The 17,592-nt window shown below is 59.2% G+C and carries 14 protein-coding genes and 1 pseudogene; 10 read left to right on the forward strand and 5 right to left on the reverse strand.

What is annotated here, in order from left to right:
• Positions 1 to 17: 17 nt before the first annotated feature.
• On the reverse strand, positions 18 to 1,505 hold the full coding sequence (locus IF189_RS22035) for a helicase HerA-like domain-containing protein (RefSeq protein ID WP_085709744.1): 1,488 nt from the start codon (positions 1,503 to 1,505) through the stop codon (positions 18 to 20).
• 332 nt (positions 1,506 to 1,837) lie between these two features.
• Here IF189_RS22035 and IF189_RS29205 point away from each other — a divergent pair.
• The 3 genes and pseudogenes from IF189_RS29205 to IF189_RS22045 form a co-directional block, all read left to right on the forward strand.
• Positions 1,838 to 2,677 (forward strand): annotated as a pseudogene (locus tag IF189_RS29205) (cache domain-containing protein); the annotation flags it as partial.
• A gap of 141 nt (positions 2,678 to 2,818) precedes the next feature.
• The gene (locus IF189_RS29210) at positions 2,819 to 3,583 is read left to right on the forward strand and encodes a methyl-accepting chemotaxis protein (protein WP_371320922.1); all 765 of its coding nucleotides are present in this window, start codon (positions 2,819 to 2,821) and stop codon (positions 3,581 to 3,583) included.
• Between the two features lie 189 nt (positions 3,584 to 3,772).
• On the forward strand, positions 3,773 to 4,768 hold the full coding sequence (locus tag IF189_RS22045) for a lysylphosphatidylglycerol synthase transmembrane domain-containing protein (protein ID WP_192552256.1): 996 nt from the start codon (positions 3,773 to 3,775) through the stop codon (positions 4,766 to 4,768).
• Here the strand turns inward: IF189_RS22045 and IF189_RS22050 are convergent.
• Together IF189_RS22050 and purU are read right to left on the reverse strand one after the other, a co-directional pair.
• Positions 4,737 to 4,931 carry a hypothetical protein gene (locus tag IF189_RS22050; protein ID WP_134827899.1) on the reverse strand — a complete coding sequence of 65 codons (195 nt, stop codon included), beginning with the start codon at positions 4,929 to 4,931 and terminating at the stop codon, positions 4,737 to 4,739. The genes IF189_RS22045 and IF189_RS22050 overlap by 32 nt on opposite strands.
• 84 nt (positions 4,932 to 5,015) lie before the next feature.
• On the reverse strand, positions 5,016 to 5,864 hold the full coding sequence (purU, locus tag IF189_RS22055) for a formyltetrahydrofolate deformylase (protein WP_007912774.1): 849 nt from the start codon (positions 5,862 to 5,864) through the stop codon (positions 5,016 to 5,018).
• A 337-nt stretch (positions 5,865 to 6,201) separates the two neighbouring features.
• Between purU and mvaT the strand changes: the two genes are divergently transcribed.
• A complete protein-coding gene (gene mvaT, locus IF189_RS22060) occupies positions 6,202 to 6,579 on the forward strand; it encodes a histone-like nucleoid-structuring protein MvaT (protein WP_046054737.1) in 378 nt (125 codons plus the stop codon).
• A 100-nt stretch (positions 6,580 to 6,679) separates the two neighbouring features.
• Here mvaT and sbcB read toward each other — a convergent pair whose 3' ends face one another.
• Positions 6,680 to 8,110, reverse strand: coding sequence for an exodeoxyribonuclease I (gene sbcB / locus IF189_RS22065; protein ID WP_134827900.1), 1,431 nt, complete (start codon positions 8,108 to 8,110; stop codon positions 6,680 to 6,682).
• Positions 8,111 to 8,290: 180 nt separating this feature from the next.
• Between sbcB and IF189_RS22070 the strand changes: the two genes are divergently transcribed.
• The 6 genes from IF189_RS22070 to IF189_RS22095 are packed head-to-tail and all read left to right on the forward strand — an operon-like array spanning position 8,291 to position 15,007.
• Positions 8,291 to 9,016: an RDD family protein gene (locus IF189_RS22070; protein WP_134827901.1), complete on the forward strand. Its 726-nt coding sequence runs from the start codon at positions 8,291 to 8,293 to the stop codon at positions 9,014 to 9,016.
• Positions 9,013 to 9,990 (forward strand): stage II sporulation protein M, encoded by a 978-nt coding sequence (locus IF189_RS22075; RefSeq protein ID WP_192552257.1) that lies wholly within the window; start codon positions 9,013 to 9,015, stop codon positions 9,988 to 9,990. The genes IF189_RS22070 and IF189_RS22075 overlap by 4 nt, the downstream gene beginning before the upstream one ends.
• Positions 9,977 to 11,521: a DUF4129 domain-containing protein gene (locus IF189_RS22080; RefSeq protein WP_192552258.1), complete on the forward strand. Its 1,545-nt coding sequence runs from the start codon at positions 9,977 to 9,979 to the stop codon at positions 11,519 to 11,521. Before IF189_RS22075 ends, IF189_RS22080 begins: the two co-directional genes overlap by 14 nt.
• Positions 11,518 to 12,681 carry a DUF4350 domain-containing protein gene (locus tag IF189_RS22085; RefSeq protein WP_192552259.1) on the forward strand — a complete coding sequence of 388 codons (1,164 nt, stop codon included), beginning with the start codon at positions 11,518 to 11,520 and terminating at the stop codon, positions 12,679 to 12,681. The genes IF189_RS22080 and IF189_RS22085 overlap by 4 nt, the downstream gene beginning before the upstream one ends.
• Entirely contained in the window at positions 12,678 to 13,679 is a 1,002-nt protein-coding gene (locus IF189_RS22090) for an AAA family ATPase (RefSeq protein ID WP_085709599.1), read from the forward strand. Before IF189_RS22085 ends, IF189_RS22090 begins: the two co-directional genes overlap by 4 nt.
• Positions 13,676 to 15,007, forward strand: a complete 1,332-nt coding sequence (locus IF189_RS22095; RefSeq protein ID WP_192552260.1) for a DUF58 domain-containing protein — start codon at positions 13,676 to 13,678, stop codon at positions 15,005 to 15,007. The genes IF189_RS22090 and IF189_RS22095 overlap by 4 nt, the downstream gene beginning before the upstream one ends.
• 64 nt (positions 15,008 to 15,071) lie before the next feature.
• On the opposite strand, the gene IF189_RS22100 is transcribed toward IF189_RS22095, so the two are convergent.
• On the reverse strand, positions 15,072 to 17,465 hold the full coding sequence (locus IF189_RS22100) for a hypothetical protein (protein WP_192552261.1): 2,394 nt from the start codon (positions 17,463 to 17,465) through the stop codon (positions 15,072 to 15,074).
• Between the last annotated feature and the right edge of the window lie 127 nt (positions 17,466 to 17,592).

The following is a 17,592-nucleotide window of genomic DNA, read 5'->3' on the forward strand; positions in this document are numbered from 1 at the left end:
GCGCGCCTGCCCAGGTCCTAGCGGCGCTTGCTGCCACCGAGCAACGACCCCATCAATCCCCGCACCAACTGCCGGCCCAACTGGTTCGCCGCCTGGCGCATCGCCGACTTCAAAGCCTGCCCCGCCGCTGTCCCGAGAAATTCTCCGGCCTTGTCCGCCAGGCTTGGCTCTTCAGGCGCCGGTTTGCCAGGTATCGCCTCGGCTTCAGGCCCCAGGTTCTTGCGTCCGGTGAGAATTTCATAAGCCGACTCGCGGTCGATCGGCTTGTCATAACGCCCCTTGAACGGTGACCCGGCAATCAGCATCGTGCGTTCAGTCTCGGTCAACGGCCCGATCCGCGATTGCGGCGGCGCCACCAGCACTCGCTGGACCATTTCCGGCGTACCCTTTTCCTGCAAGGTGCCGACCAGCGCCTCGCCAATCCCGAGTTCGGTCAACACCGACAACGTATCGAACGCCGGATTCGGCCGGAAACCGTCCGCCACCGCCCGCAGGGATTTCTGCTCCTTGGCGGTGAACGCCCGCAGACCGTGCTGCACGCGCAACCCGAGTTGCGCCAGCACGTTGTCCGGCAGATCGCCCGGTGACTGGGTGACGAAATACACGCCCACGCCCTTGGAGCGGATCAGCCGCACCACTTGTTCCAGACGTTCCTGCAAGGCCTTGGGCGTATCGCCGAACAACAAGTGCGCTTCGTCGAAGAACAGCGCCAGCAGCGGTTTGTCGGCGTCGCCCCGCTCCGGCAGTTGCTCGAACAATTCAGCGAGCAGCCACAGGAGAAACGTCGCGTAGACCTTCGGCGCTTCATGCACCAGACGACTGGCGTCCAGCAAATGAATGCGCCCGCGACCGTCGGCGGCCGGTTGCAGGATGTCTTCCAGTTGCAGCGCCGGCTCGCCGAACAAGGCTTCGGCGCCCTGCTGTTCGAGGATGGCCAGACGCCGCAACAGCGCCTGGCTGGAGCCGGTGGTGAACAACGCCGCGTCGTCGCCGAGCAGCTGCGGGTTGTCCTTGAGGTGATTGAGCAGTGCTTTCAGGTCTTTCAGATCCAGCAGCAACAGCCCTTCACGGTCCGCGACCTTGAACGCCGCGTACAGTGCCGACTGCTGGCTGTCGGTCAATTCCAGCAAGGCACCGATCAATAACGGTCCCATTTCACTCAGGGTGGTGCGCAGCGGATGACCGGACTCCCCGTGAATATCCCACAAGGTCACGGGATAAGCCTGGGGCTTGTAATTGAGCCACGGCATCCCGGCGATACGCTCGGCGACCTTGCCCTGAGGGTTGCCGGCAGCGCCGAGACCGCACAGGTCACCCTTGATGTCGGCGGCGAACACCGCGACCCCGGCGTCGCTGAAGGCTTCGGCCAGACGCTGCAAAGTAACGGTCTTGCCGGTGCCGGTCGCCCCGGCCACCAGTCCGTGACGGTTGGCCAGGCGCATCGCCTGGGCGATCGGTTGCCCGGCGAGGTCGGCGCCGATAACGAGTTGCGAGGAGTCAGGCATTTGGTCACCCAATAGTTAATCTTTGTCGAGCATGGCCGATAGAGAGGAGTGAGAGACCCGATCAAAAGTCCGGTCTGAGATTTCCCTAAGGAGAGACGGAAATATCAGTGAGCTTTCACCCCTGCCCATATTGCGCGCCTTTATAAAAGCACGCCCTGGACATTAAGACCTTAGCGGAACCCCAAGCCATGAACAAAAATCTACGCTTCAGCCATAAAATCTTGCTTGCCGCCGCCCTCATCGTCATTGCCGCCTTCGCCTCGTTCACGCTGTACAACGACTGGCTGCAGCGCAATGCAATCCGCGACGACCTGAACAACTACCTCAACGAGATGGGCGAGGTCACTGCCGACAACATCCAGACCTGGCTCAGCGGGCGCATCCTGCTGATCGAGAACGCGGCACAGAACATTGCGATCAACCCCGAGCCAGCCGCCGTCGCCAGCCTGCTGGAACAGAAAGCCCTGACGTCGACCTTCATGGCGTCTTACCTCGGCGATGCCACCGGGCACTTCACCATCCGTCCGGATGCGAAGATGCCGGACGGTTTCGATCCGCGGGTCCGCCCTTGGTATAAAGGGGCCGAAAGCAGCAGCACCTCGACCCTGACCGAACCGTACATCGACGCCGCTACCGGCCAGACCATCATTTCCATCGCCACCGCCGCGAAAAAGGCCGGTCAGAGCGTCGGCGTGGTGGGCGGCGACCTGAGCCTGCAAACCCTGATCGACACCCTCAGCGCCCGAGACTTCTCCGGCATGGGCTACGCCTTCCTGGTCAGCGCCGACGGCAAGATCCTGGTGCACCCGGACAAGGCCCTGGTGATGAAATCGCTCAAGGAAGCCTATCCGCAGGACACCCCGCGCATCAGCAGCGATTTCAGTGAAATCACTGTCGACGGCAAGACCCGCATCGTCACCTTCGCCCCGATCAAGGGCCTGCCGTCGGTGAACTGGTACATCGGCCTGTCCGTGGACAAGGACAAAGCCTTCTCGATGCTCAGCCAGTTCCGTACCTCGGCGGTGATCGCGACCGTGATTGCCGTGGCGATCATCATCGCCCTGCTCGGCATGCTGATCCGCATCCTGATCCAGCCGCTGCACGTCATGACCCGCGCCATGGAAGACATCGCCGACGGCGAAGGCGACCTGACCAAGCGCCTGACCATCCAGAACCAGGACGAATTCGGCGTGCTGGGTACGGCATTCAACCGCTTCGTCGAGCGGATTCACGGTTCGATCCGCGAAGTGTCGTCCGCCACCGGGCAAGTCAACGAAGTCGCCCTGCGCGTGGTCGCGGCGTCCAACTCGTCGATGTACAACTCCGACCAGCAGGCCTCGCGCACCAACAGCGTGGCCGCCGCGATCAACCAGCTCGGCGCTGCCGCCCAGGAAATCGCCCGCAACGCCGCACAAGCTTCGACCCAGGCCAGCGACGCCCGTGGCCTGGCCGAAGACGGCCAGCAAGTGGTGGATCGCAGCATCAAGGCAATGAATCAGTTGTCGAGCATGCTCAGCGCATCCAGCAGCAACATCGAATCGCTGAACAGCAAGACCGTGAACATCGGCCAGATTCTCGAAGTGATCACCAGCATTTCCCAGCAGACCAACCTGCTGGCGCTCAACGCCGCCATCGAAGCGGCGCGGGCCGGTGAAGCCGGTCGCGGCTTTGCCGTGGTGGCAGACGAAGTGCGTAACCTCGCCCACCGCACCCAGGAATCGGCGCAACAGGTGCAGACCATGATCGAGGAGCTGCAAGTCGGCGCCCGCGAATCGGTCAGCACCATGAGCGACAGCCAGCGCCACAGCCAAGACAGCGTAGAGATCGCCAACCTCGCGGGCGAGCGCCTGAACAGCGTGACCCAGCGCATCGGCGAGATCGACGGGATGAACCAGTCGGTGGCCACTGCCACCGAGGAACAGACCGCCGTGGTCGAGTCGATCAACGTCGATATCACCGAGATCAATACGCTGAACCAGGAAGGCGTCGAGAACCTGCAGGCGACCTTGCGTGCCTGCTCGGATCTGGAACAGCAGGCTTCGCGTCTGAAGCAACTGGTCGGCAGCTTCCGCATTTAAACCCCTCCCCCGGATGCCTTCGCAGGTCAGCCCGCGAAGGCATCTCACCTCCCGCAAAACCTCCCCCACCGCACATCCCGACCGAACATCTATTCTGGAGTAAGGTCAACACGGGACATCAACGAGCGAAGGGGCGTTCTCTGTGCATATCGCTGAAATCATGCTGACGCGCCTGCAAGGACATAGCGCATGAGTCGCGGCATTCTGTTGCTGATCGGTCTGCTGGCCGCCGTGCTGATCCCTTCGTTACTGGGCGGCGGGGAAACCTGGACGCGCCTGCAAGCCTTTCCCCTGCACTGGCTGTCGATCCTGCTGGCCATGGTTCTGCTGTGCTGGGGCATCAATACCTTGCGCCTGCGTCTGCTGCTCGGCGATCAGCGGGAACGGGTCACGCCGCTGAAGAGCCTTGGCGTGGTCATGGCCGCCGAATTCGCCTGGTGCGCCACACCCGGCGGCACAGGCGGGCCGTTGACGATCATGGCGCTGCTGGCCCGCAGCGGGGTTCGCCCGGCCCGGGGCAGCGCGGTGTTTGCAATGGATCAGTTGAGCGACCTGCTGTTCTTTCTGTGTGCGTTGGGCGGGATTCTGATTTATGCCTTGTTCCAGCATCTGAGCGACCGGATGGAATGGCTGCTGATCGTCAGCGCCATCTCGTTGTTCGGCGGGCTGTTCGGTTGTGTGCTGGTGGCGCGTTATCACCGGATGCTGATTCGCTTGAGTGGCCGGCTGCTGGCGCGCATGAACGTGCAACCCGCCACACGATGGCGCTGGGCGCGCAAGCTGCTGCATTTTCTGGCGGCGTTCACCGATGCCCTGAAACTGCCGCGACAAACGCTGTTCAAGGTGTTTGCCCTGACGTGCGTACATTGGTCACTGCGTTACAGCGTGCTGTATCTGGCGCTGCGCGGGCTGGGGGCGGACGTGCAGTGGGCCTGGACGTTCCTGATTCAGATGCTTTCGCTGGGGGCGGGACAATTCAGTCTGCTGCCGGGCGGGGCCGGGGCGGCGGAACTGACGTCGGCGGCGCTGCTGGCGCCCATGGTGGGGGCGTCGACCGCTGCGGCGGCGATCCTGATCTGGCGGGCGATGACGTTTTACTTCTACCTGCTGGTCGGCGGGCCGATTTTCCTGCTGATGCTCGGGCGTCCGCTGCTCAGGAAGCTGATGAAGGTGCGCCAGGCTTGACGTCGTCCGGCTTCTCTTCGTTGAGCTGCTCCCACAACGCGGCGGCGTCGGGGAAGTCGGTGCCATCCTCCGGGCTCAAATCATCCGGGTCATAGCGGCTCAGGCAGCCTTCGCCCAGAGTGGCGGGCGCTTTGGAGGTGGCTTTGTCCAGTGGATCGCTCATGGGCGTTTTCTCCGGGGCTGAAACAAATAAGGGCCTGAAGCGATTGAACGCCCAGGCCCTTGGTTTTTCAACCGAAAGGTTCGATCAGAACACCACGGTCTTGTTGCCGTGCACCAGCACGCGGTCTTCCAGGTGATAACGCAGGCCACGGGCCAGCACCATCTTCTCGACGTCACGGCCGAAACGCACCATGTCTTCGATGCTGTCGCTGTGGCTGACGCGCACCACGTCCTGCTCGATGATCGGACCGGCATCCAGCTCTTCGGTCACGTAGTGGCAGGTGGCGCCGATCAGCTTCACGCCGCGCAGCGACGCCTGGTGATAGGGCTTGGCGCCGACAAACGACGGCAGGAAACTGTGGTGAATGTTGATGACCTTGTGCGCGTATTCGCGGCACATGTCCGGCGGCAGGATCTGCATGTAGCGCGCCAGCACCACCACCTCGGCGTCGTGCTGTTTGACCAGACGCGACACTTCGTCGAAGGCCGGTTGCTTGTCCTGCGGATTGACCGGGACGTGGTAATAAGGAATGCCGTGCCACTCGACCATGCTGCGCAGGTCGTCGTGGTTGGAAATCACGCAGGAGATCTCGCAATCGAGCTCATCGCTGTGCCAGCGGTGCAGCAGGTCGGCCAGACAGTGAGACTCACGGCTGGCCATCAGCACCACGCGTTTTTTCTGCTCGGTGTCGGTGATGCGCCAGTCCATCGAGAACTCTTCGGCGATCGGTGCAAACTTCTCGCGCAACACCTCGATACCGAATGGCAGGGAATCGGCACGGATTTCGTGACGCATGAAGAACCAGCCGACCTGATTGTCCGAGTGGTGGCTCGCTTCGGTGATCCAGCCATTGTGGGCCGCCAGAAAGTTACTGACTTTGGCAACGATGCCAACGCGGTCCGGGCAAGAAATCACCAGCCGAAAAGTGCGCATGAGGGGGAAACTCCAGAACTTCGCAAAGGCGGACATTCTAGCGACTACGCCGCAAAACTGCAGTATCGATAAGCCTTGAGCCCCGCCAGGCCTCGCCGCAGCTTTTTTGACGCGGGCAATCGTCAGGATGATGGCGCGGCAATAGCCCTGCACCAACCGGTCTCTGTGAATATCTGTGAAGACTGCATCACATTATTTAACTGAATATTCAATTCAGGGCTTTTCAACGTAACTAATCCAAATAAAAAGCCCGGTTAAATGTTTACTTGATGAAACAGCCTGACTATTATTGCCGCACTGTCCCCTGCCATCGCGCACTCCCAATAAGGTAGTAATCATGTCCTTGATCAACGAATATCGTGCCACCGAAGAAGCCATCAAAGAGCTGCAAGCCCGTTTGAAGAACCTGTCGCAAGACGACAAACTGCAAGCCGAGCTGGAATTCGAAGGCAAACTGCGCACCCTGATGGGCGAATACTCCAAGTCCCTGCGTGACATCATCGCGCTGCTGGATCCAGAGTCCAAAACCAAGGCCCCACGTGGCGGCGCAGTAAAAACTACCGGCACCAAGCGTGCACGCAAAGTTAAACAATACAAAAACCCGCACAACGGCGAAGTCATCGAAACCAAAGGTGGCAACCACAAGACTCTGAAAGAGTGGAAAGCCAAGTGGGGCGGTGACGTGGTTGAAGGCTGGGCTACCCTGCTGGGCTAAGCCGCAACCCTTGTCGCAGACCCGTCCGCGACACAAAAAAACGCCAGCATCCGCTGGCGTTTTTTTATGCCCTCCGTTCAGGCAACGGACATGTTCGATTTCAAAGATTCAAACGTTTGCGCAATGCCTGGACATAACTCTGCCATTCAATCAGCACCTCGCGCTGTAATGGCGAGGCACTAAGCAACCATTGCTCCGCGGCCTCTGTAAAAGATTGCAAGGTATTAGGGGCGCCCCATTCAGGCTCGGACAAGCGCTGCCGACAAAAGATTTGCCAGCGTTCTTGCTCTTCGAAATTCAACGTATCCGGAAAGTTACGTGCGCGATATCGAAACAACAACTCAGGCAAACGTTCGTCATCGAACGGCCATTGCTCTCGCGTCAATTGCGCAGGATCCACCGTCCTCACTTGCTCACATAAACGACGATCACGATCGCCGATAAATCCGTCGTACAACTGTTGTTCGGGATCTTCACTCGAGGTGAAATCTTCGCTGGCATAAATCGCCGGGACTTTATCTTTCCAAACTTGTTGTGCGTCACTTAGTCGCAATGCGCGGGCCTGATACAGCGCCATGTCCAGCCCCAGACGCTGCTGATCTTCAGCCCTCAACACCGACAACGGCGCCACCACCGGGCACTTGTTGATGTGGATGAGCTTGAGTGGCACCGGCAATTCGTCTTCGGCCAGGTCGTCACGACGGGTATACAGGCGCTGGCGCAAGGTCTGCGCATCCAGATCGAGCAGGCCCTGCGGATCCAGGTGCAGATCACAGACAATCAGCGCGTTCTTGTTGCGCGGATGCCAGGCCAGCGGCAGTACCACACCGACAAAACTTCGTGCCGCCGAGAAGCGTCCGGAAATGTGCACCATTGGCTGCAACAGGCGAATCTGGTCCATGACCTTCTGCTTGCTGCGCAGCTGGAACAGCCAGTCATACAACTTGGGCTGCTTCTCGCGGATCAACCGGGCCAGGGCGATGGTGGCGCGAACGTCCGACAACGCCTCGTGGGCATTGCCGTGATCGATGCCGTTGGCGGCGGTCAGGCGTTCGAGCTTGAGCGTGACCTTGCCTTCGTCATCGGTGGGCCAGACCAGCCCGTCGGGACGCAACGCATAAGCGGCGCGCACCACATCGATCAGATCCCAGCGGCTGTTACCGCCCTGCCATTCACGGGCATAAGGATCGAAAAAGTTGCGGTACAGGCTGTAACGAGTCATCTCGTCATCGAAACGCAAAGTGTTGTACCCCGCGCCGCAGGTACCGGGAGCCGCAAGTTGCGCATGAACCCGGGTCATGAAATCGGCTTCGCTCAAACCTTGTTCGGCAAGACGGCTCGGGGTGATACCGGTGATTGCGCAGGCCGCCGGGTGCGGCAGGATGTCTTCGCTGGGCTGGCAGTAAAGATTGACCGGCGCGTCGATTTCGTTGAGTTCGTGGTCGGTGCGGATCCCGGCCACCTGCAACGGACGGTCACATCGGGGATTGATGCCGGTGGTTTCGTAGTCGTACCAGAAGATGGAAGTCACGGGCGGTTCCTGAACTGAAGATCGGCAAAGTCTAGGCGTTCGACTGCCGTCGCGGCCAGCACCGCATCATTCAGTCACCTTTGGTTGAACGATGTGAATGACATAGTTATGTCGTTTTCCCCCGAGAGGCTGCTAGCATCGGATTCACTCGCATCCCGATCCGGCAACATCAGGTAGCCCATGCTCGAGACCACAGCACCGCCAAGGAAAGCAACGCTGGCCCCGCCGCTGGACACACGGCACCAGGTCGAAACGCCGGAAGGCATCGACCTGCCGCTGCGTCCCGCCGGCCTGATGGTGCGTGCCGTGGCCTTCACCATCGACTTGGTTTTGCGCGGGGTGATCCTCGGGCTGCTGTTCATGCTGCTGGCGCTGCTCGGCAAACTCGGCGTCGGCCTGGGCTCGCTTCTGCTGTTCGCGGTGAGCTGGTGGTACATGGTGCTGTTCGAAGTGCTGCGTCAGGGCCGTTCGCCGGGCAAGCAATGGATGGGCCTGCGGGTGGTGCACGACGATGGCACGCCGGTGGGTTGGTCGGCCTCGCTGCTGCGCAACCTGTTGCGCTTTGTCGACCTGATGCCGTTCGGCTATTTCCTTGGCGCCATCAGTTGCCTGCAACATCCGACCTTCAAACGCCTCGGCGACATCGCTGCCGGCACGCTGGTGATCTACAGCGAACGCCCGCTCAAGCGCCCTCAGCTGCCCGATGCCGAACCTCGCCGCTCACCGATCCCGCTGACCCTGACTGAACAACGCGCCCTGCTCGCTTTCGCCGAGCGTCAGGGCGAACTGTCGACGGCGCGGGTCAATGAACTCGCGGCGTTGCTCGCTCAGCCACTGCACATCAGTGCGCCGAAAGCCGTCAGGGAACTCAACGGCATCGCCCGCGGCCTGCTGGGGCCGACATGAAGCAAAGCCTTTTCGAAACCCGCCACAAGGCCGAATGGGAGCGCTTCACGCTCGCCCTCGAACGCCTGGAACGCGGCAAGGACACTTCGCAGGTGGCGGAATTTCCCAAAGCCTACCGCCGACTCTGCCAGCATCTGGCCCTGGCGCAGGAACGTGGTTACAGCAGTTTCCTCGTCGACTCGTTGCAACAGTTGGTACTGCGCGGCCATCAACAGCTTTACCGTCACCGCAGCCAGCTCGGCGCCAACCTGCTGGGCTTCATCCTGGCCGGATTTCCACGGCTGGTACGCGCCGAATGGCGCTTCGTACTGGCTGCGGGGCTGTTGTTCTTTGGCAGCCTGATCGGGTTCGGATTACTGGTGTACCTGTTCCCCGAGCTGGTCTACAACCTGATCCCCGCCGATCAGGTGCGCGAGATGCAGAGCATGTACGACCCCGCCGCCGGCCACCTCGGGCGCTCGGCCGAACGTGCGGCCAGCGAAGACTGGGTGATGTTCGGCTACTACATCATGCACAACATCGGCATCGCCTTTCAGACCTTCGCCAGCGGTTTGCTGCTGGGCGTGGGCAGCGCGTTTTTCCTGTTCTACAACGGTTTGATCATCGGCACGGTGGCCGGGCACCTAAGTGAAACCGGCTTCGGCCAGACTTTCTGGTCCTTCGTGATCGGGCACGGAGCGTTCGAACTCACGGCTATTGCATTGGCCGGGGCGGCGGGACTGAAACTGGGGTGGGCGTTGATCGCGCCGGGACGCCTGACACGCGGCGAGGCCTTGAGACACGCGGCGCGCCAGAGCGTATTGCTGATCTGCGGCGTGATGCTGTTCCTGTTGATCGCCGCGTTTATCGAGGCTTATTGGTCGTCACGCACCGGGGTCACGCCGCAGACCAAATACCTGGTCGGTGCCGGACTCTGGCTCTGCGTGGCAACCTATCTGCTGTTCGCCGGAAGGGCCCGCCATGCGCCTGAGTGACGCCACCGTGGTGATCCGCCCGCGCAGCACCTGGGAAGCCATGGACCTGGGCGTGCGCATGAGCCAGCAGCACCGGCGTCTGTTGATGACCAGTTGGGCCATCGTCACCCTTCCGTTGTTTGCTGTTCTTAGCCTGTTGCTGTGGGATTCGCCTTCGCTCGCGGTGTTCATCTTCTGGTGGCTGAAACCCGCCTATGAACGCTTGCCGCTGTACATCCTGTCCAAAGCCCTGTTCGGCGAAACGCCCACGCTGAAACAGGCATTGCACCAATGGCCAAAACTGCTCAAACCGCAGTTGCTGGCGAGCCTGACCTGGCGACGCCTGAGCTTCAGTCGCAGCTTCCTGATGCCGGTGGTGCAACTCGAAGGCCTGGGCGGCATCACACGCCAGCAGCGTTTGCGGGTACTGCTGCAGCGCAATGCCGGCGCGGCCCAGTGGCTGACGATCATCGGTGTCCATCTGGAAACGGCGCTGTGGATCGGCCTGATGGTGCTGTTCTACCTGCTGCTGCCGCAACAGGTAGAAACCGATTGGGACTGGCAAAGCCTGATCTTCGCCGCCGACCACCAATGGCGCTGGCTCGAACACCTGACCAATGCCTTCTACGCACTGATACTGGTGATCTGGGAACCGATCTACGTCGCCTGCGGTTTCAGCCTCTACCTGAACCGGCGCACGGTATTGGAAGCGTGGGACATCGAACTGGTATTCCGCCGCTTGCGCCAACGTCTGAACAGCAGTGCACTCGGTTTGCTGCTGGCGGTCTGTCTGCTGCTGCCCGGATTGCCCTCGGCATGGGCCGCCGCCCCTGCCACCGCCCCGGATGCGCCCCGGCTCCTGAATCAGCCACTGACCAGCCAGGCATCCCGCGACAGCATCAAGGCCTTGCTGGAACAACCACCGTTCAAGAACAAGGAAACCGTCACCCGTTATCGCTTCGGCGAAGATCCTGCCACCGTCGAAAAGACCAAGGACAGCAAAGCCCCGCAATGGCTGAAAACCCTGCTGGGCTGGCTCAATGGTCAACACCTCGACGGGCTGGCCAAGGCGATTGAAGTGCTGCTGTGGGCCGTGGTGATCGGAGCGTTCGGCTGGTTGATCTGGCGTTACCGCGAATTTCTGCAAACGTTCGTCAGCCGTCGCCCGCGACTGCCCGAGCGAATAAAGCGCCCCATGCCACAGCAAGCCTTCGGTCTCGACCTGAGCAAGGAAACCCTGCCCGATGACATCGCCGCCAGCGCCGAACAGCTCTGGCAGACTCAGCCCCGTGCGGCGCTCGGTCTGCTGTATCGGGCGCTGCTCAGTCATCTGCTGCACGACTTCAACCTGACCCTGAAACCGGCCGACACCGAAAGCGAAGTGCTGGCGCGGATCGAACATTTGCAGCGTCCCGACCTGCTCGCCTACAGCCGTCATCTCACCGGCCACTGGCAGAACATGGCCTATGGGCACCGCGTGCCGGCGGCGTATCTGCAGCAGGAACTGTGTGATGGCTGGCGATCCCTGTTCGGCCACGGAGCTGCCCGTTGAACCGTCGCGCACTCTGGCTGATCGGCGCATTGATTGTTGCCCTGTTGGGTGCGCTGGGCGTTTATCTGTACCTCAAGGCCACGCCTTACCAGGCCGTGGTCGATCACGGTCCCTCCCCCGCCGCGCAAGCCAATCCTTATCTGGCGGCGGAGATGTTTCTACGCAGTCACGGGATTATCGTCGGCCATGCCGAGAGCCTCGCCGTGTTGCCCGAGATTGACCCGCGCCGACACACGCTGCTGCTGTTCAACGACCGTTCAAAAATGACGCCGCGTCAGGTCGATCAGGTCTTGAACTGGGCCCGGGCCGGCGGACGACTGGTGTTCGTCGCCGAGTCGCTGTGGGATGAAAAGACCGGCCAGAGCAATGACCTGCTGCTCGACCGTGTGCAACTGCATCAGTCCCTGAGCAAGGATCTGAAAGACCCGCCGCCGGATGCCGACGAAGACCCCTGGCCCAATCTGACCAAGCTCTATCTGGAAGACGAAGACGCCCCCGCCTACGCCGGGTTCGACACCGCGTTCCACCTCGACGACCCGAAAAACCTCGCCCAGGCCTGGGCCAACAGCGCCCGCGCCACGCACATGATGCAACTGCCCTACGGCGTCGGCACGATCACCGTGGTCACCGATGCCGACCTGTGGAAAACCCCGGCCATCGCCCGACACGACAATGCCTGGCTGCTCTGGTATCTGAGCGCCGACACCGCCGTGACGCTGCTGTACAACACCGAACACGACGGTCTGCTGACCTTGCTCTGGCGCTATTTCCCGCAGGCCATCATCGCTCTGCTGGCGCTGATCGGTCTGTGGTTGTGGCATGTCGGCGTGCGTCACGGCCCGGTGCAGGCTCCTGCTCCGAGCGGTCGTCGTCAGTTGATGGAACACCTGCGCGCCAGCGCCGATTTCATCCTGCGCCACAACGGTCAACAGACCTTGCTGCAAGCCTTGCAGCAGGACGTCCTGCGCCGCGCCCGCCATCGTCACCCCGGTTTCGACCAGTTGAACGTCGCCGAACAATGGCTAGCGCTGTCGCGCCTGACCCGCCAGCCGACCCGTGCCATCAGCCAGGCCCTGAGCCCGGCACCGAAGCGGCGCTTGTCCAGCGCCGAATTCTGCCGTCAGGTCGCCCACCTGCAAGCCTTGAGGAACTCGTTATGACCGAACACATCGAACCCGGCTCGCCCAGCCATGCCGCCCAGCAACGCCACCGAGCCAGTCAGTTGGCGCAAGCGGTACGCGGTGAATTGCAGAAGGCGCTGATCGGCCAGAACCCGGTGATCGACGACGTCCTGACCGCGCTGATCGCCGGCGGCCATGTGCTGCTGGAAGGTGTTCCCGGCCTCGGCAAAACCCTGCTGGTACGCGCGTTGGCGAAGTGCTTCGGCGGCGAGTTCGCGCGCATCCAGTTCACCCCGGACCTGATGCCCAGCGACGTCACCGGCCACGCGGTCTACGACCTGCAAACCGAGCAGTTCAAATTGCGCAAAGGCCCGCTGTTCACCAACCTGCTGCTGGCCGACGAGATCAACCGCGCCCCGGCCAAGACCCAGGCCGCCCTGCTCGAAGCGATGCAGGAACGTCAGGTCACCCTCGAAGGCCGGGCCCTGCCGATTGCCCAACCGTTCATGGTGCTCGCCACGCAAAACCCGATCGAACAGGAAGGCACCTATCCCCTGCCCGAAGCAGAGCTCGACCGCTTCATGCTCAAGGTGCGCATGGACTACCCCGACGCCGATCAGGAGCTGGACATGGTGCGCCAGGTCAGCCGCTCGACCCGAGCCGACATGCTCGACGTGCAACCGCTGCGCACCGTGTTGCAGGCCAAGGACGTGCAAGCCCTGCAACGTATCGCCAGCGATCTGCCGCTGGACGATCAAGTCCTCGATTACGCCGTACGCCTCGCCCGCAGCACCCGCACCTGGCCTGGGCTGAGCCTCGGCGCCGGGCCACGCGCCTCCATTGCACTGGTGCGTTGCGCCCGCGCCCGGGCTCTGTTGCGCGGTGGCGAGTTCGTGATTCCCGACGACATCAAGGGCTGCGCACTGGCGGTGTTGCGCCACCGCGTGCGCCTCGCCCCGGAGCTGGACATCGAAGGGCTGCAAGTCGATCAAGTCCTGCAGCAACTGCTCGACCAAGTGCCGGCGCCGCGCCTGTGAAACCCTCGCGCCTGCTGTTGATCTGGCTGACGATCCTGCTGGCCATCGGCATTGTGCTGGGCACGTTGCAGGCGCTGGACGTCGAAGTGCCGTCGAGCCTGTTGTCGATCAACTGGGGATTGCTGCTGGCGCTGTTTGCGCTGAGCCTGCTGGACGCGCTGCGCCTCAAACGCCTGCCCTCGCCCCGCGTGCAACGACAGATGCCCGGCAGCCTGGCCCTAGGTCGCTGGAGCGAAGTGCGGCTGGAGGTCGAACATGATTTCGACCAACCACTGCTCATACAAATCTTCGACCATGTCCCCGATGGCCTGACTTTCGAAAACCTGCCACTCGACACCGAGCTACAACCCGGCCAGCGCAGCCTGATCGGCTATCGCCTGCGCCCGCTCAAACGCGGCCACTTCACCTTCGACACCTGCGAACTCAACCTGCCGAGTCCCTTCGGCCTGTGGTCCGGCAAACGCCTGCTGAACCTCACCGACCACACCCGCGTCTACCCCGACTTCGCCCGCCTCTACGGCGGCCAGTTGCTGGCGGTCGACAACTGGCTAAGCCAGCTTGGCGTACGTCAGCGTCAACGCCGTGGTCAGGGAATGGAGTTTCATCAACTGCGGGAATTTCGCGAAGGCGACAGCCTTCGCCAGATCGACTGGAAAGCCACCGCCCGCCATCGCACACCGATTGCCCGGGAGTACGAGGACGAGCGGGATCAGCAAATTGTTTTCATGCTCGATTGCGGGCGGCAGATGCGAAGTCAGGATGGGGAGCTGTCGCATTTCGATCATGCGTTGAATGCGTGTTTGCTGTTGAGTTATGTGGCGCTGCGGCAGGGGGATGCGGTGGGGTTGATGACATTTGCCAGTGATCAGCCGCGATACGTCGCACCAGCCAAAGGGGCGGGGCAGCTCAAGGTGTTGCTCAACGGTGCTTATGATCTGGATAGCACGCAACGGCCGGCGGACTATTCGACAGCGGTGAATCAGTTGCTGGTGAGGCAAAAGCGTCGGGCGCTGGTAGTGGTGCTGACCAATTTTCGGGATGAAGTTGATGAGGAGCTGGTGAATGCTGTCAAACGCCTGACCCAGCAGCATCGGGTACTGTTGGTAAGTATATGTGAGGTGCTGCTCGACAATGTACGCCATACCCCCTTACAAACGCTGACGGACGCACTCGCCTATTGCGGGACGATGGATTACTTGAATGCCCGTAACGACCTCCGTGAGCGATTGAGTACTCAAGGTGTGATAGTGCTGGACTCACGATCCAGCAATCTGGAAATAAGGTTACTGGATAGATACTTGGCATTGAAAGAAGCAGGTGGATTCTGAGACCGAAACAAACATTGCCATTCGATTTTCAAATGGCATTACTTACCTAAAACAGCCCCCATCATCACGGATAAGTACCATCGTATTTGTTCAGAATTGAAAACAAAGGAGACTCCCTCACAAAACTGACACTCAGCACACCATCCCCCCGAGTGAATTCATCCCTAGAAGAAGATCCCTGAATTACGCTGACAGGAAACCCAGACAATAATTGATTCGTAAAATATGACGTAACTTCAATAGATGACCACGAAATAGAACCGGGAGCACCCTGGTCAGTCCAGCGACGAGCTACTACCTTGTTATGCGCTAGATCCATAGCTAGCTCCGCAATTTTCAGCCCCCATTCAGCAATTGAAAAAACCAGTGAAAATTTTCCATTCTTACTACCTCTAGAACAATCCAAGGCATAGGATATCCCTTGTTCGGTCAGTTGCTGCATCTCGGCCGACTTAAACTCTATACCCAAACTTTCGGGCGCATCGCCTTTCCATTCAACTTTTACGTTTTTATTCAGCAATCTGCTCCCCAGTTTTGGAAACAGTGTGACTACGTGCTTTGCGCCCAAGCAAGGAAATACATCGTCCTTGCTTTTTTTCACTTCAGTATCAAACTTCACCTCCAAGGCACCCTCAACATCAACGACCCACCCAGAAAGTAGCGGGGAGTGCGGCATCCACTCCCAAAAAGGCAATTTAAAAAACAGGACAAAACTTCGCCCCGTCGTTTTCAATGCAGACATAGTCCAAGTTAGGCTTTTGCCCCCCTCCTCCATCTTCACCGGCGTTCCAAAAGGCGGAAAACAATCAATGTCCTGCCCTGTTTCGCCAGGCTCGCATTGCAGACTGACAAACGACTCAGGCAGCCCAACCAACCAACTATCTGCAAAATACAATTTCAGAATAGCATTCGCACCTTCAATTAACAAAACCTCAGTAAATGACCAAGCCGCCTTCAGACCATTTACATAAGGTGTAAATTCTTGCCCCCAAACTTCATCATAAGTATGCCCGCGTATTTCTGAAGACTTCTGCACACGACTCAAGCCTGGCATCGAGAACAGTATTGAAAATGGCAAGCTACCCGTATTTGGCCTCAAGAAAAAATCCCAAGCGAGATACTTTGTATCCGACTCGATGGGACGCGAAACACCCTTCCGCGGGTCTATGATCAGACCATCCCCACCGGCACCCGGCTGTAACTCAAGAGCCAGACTGGCACCCTCCAAGCCGCGCACTGAACTTCTCTCACAGTTTACTGACAGTGTGGAAAGCTTCCCACCCACTACAGTGACAAACAGATCGTTAAATTTTATTGGGAAACCATTTAGTTCAAAATCAAATTCCCCCCATAAATTATTTAAAATATTTCCGCAAACAGTTGGTGATGCCGGCACGCCAGGAACACCATGAATATTCCAACGCAATTCAAAAGGTCCATTAGCTGCTTCCGGCCTTAACGAAATTTCCCAAGTGATAGAGGCTTGCCCAGCAATGTAAACCGCCTGTCCCAATTCCGGCTTTACAATCAAGCCGTCTATCAGTGCGCCGGGCTTCGAATCCAAACTCAAGGCCACACCCGGCAAACCTGGAAGGGCACTTCCCCCAAAGTCCAGCTTCAGCGTGACCGTTTCTTCATTTACTATATAAAACCAAAGATCAACGAAGCTTACTTCAACATCATTTATCCATACCGAAAACACCCCCCATATATCATTCAGTATATTTCCCGACAACAATGGTGACGGCAACATCCCAAGAAGCTTAGGCATTACCAACCTTACTTTAAAAGGTGCATTACCCGCATCAGGCGTCGATTGAATATCCCAACTCATGGAGCTTTCTCCATACACCATGGGTGTCAAATCGCCAAATTTCGGATTAGCAATTAAATTTGGAACACCTCCACCAGACTCGGATTCCAGGGCAACAACAGCTTCTCTCAAACCAATCAGCGGACTCCCCGAGTAGTCCAACGTCAACTTACACCCTTCTCTACCGACTATAGCCAAGTACGCATCGGACCAGTCTTTTTCTTTCCCGTTAACCAAAACAGTGAAGTCGCTCTGCCACGAAACATCAATAACTTGACCTGGCAATAATGGAGATTTCGGCATCCCCACATACTCAGGCATCTCAAATTGAAGTGAAAAATGCTCGGCCACCGCCGACTCATCCAGGCTAAACGTGTACGTAATGACTTTTTCTTCTCTCACAAGCGGAGTCAACTGCCCAAAAGGAGGGTCGCAGTTTATCCCTTGCACTTCCTTCCCCGGTGCAAATTGCAATCGTACTGACGACTCTGGATCATCACTCAAATAACTATCCTGATGATCAAAGACGAGAACATTGGTAGAACCTTTAACCAAATTCAAAGCAAGTTCTTGCCACCTGACGTAATTCCCATTCAAAAAAAGAGTGAACTGTTGAATCCAGGTATCCGTGGTTATCTTACTCATAGCCGTACACTCCAAAAAAAATTGAAAAATCTTATGAACAGCACTCACCAAAAAATGATCTCGAATACCCACGCCTAGCTCAAACCAGCCTGGTTCCCATAACTCACCCAGAACATTGCGTTCAAGA

Source organism: Pseudomonas sp. IzPS59, assembly GCF_014863505.1.
GTDB lineage: Bacteria > Pseudomonadota > Gammaproteobacteria > Pseudomonadales > Pseudomonadaceae > Aquipseudomonas > Aquipseudomonas kribbensis.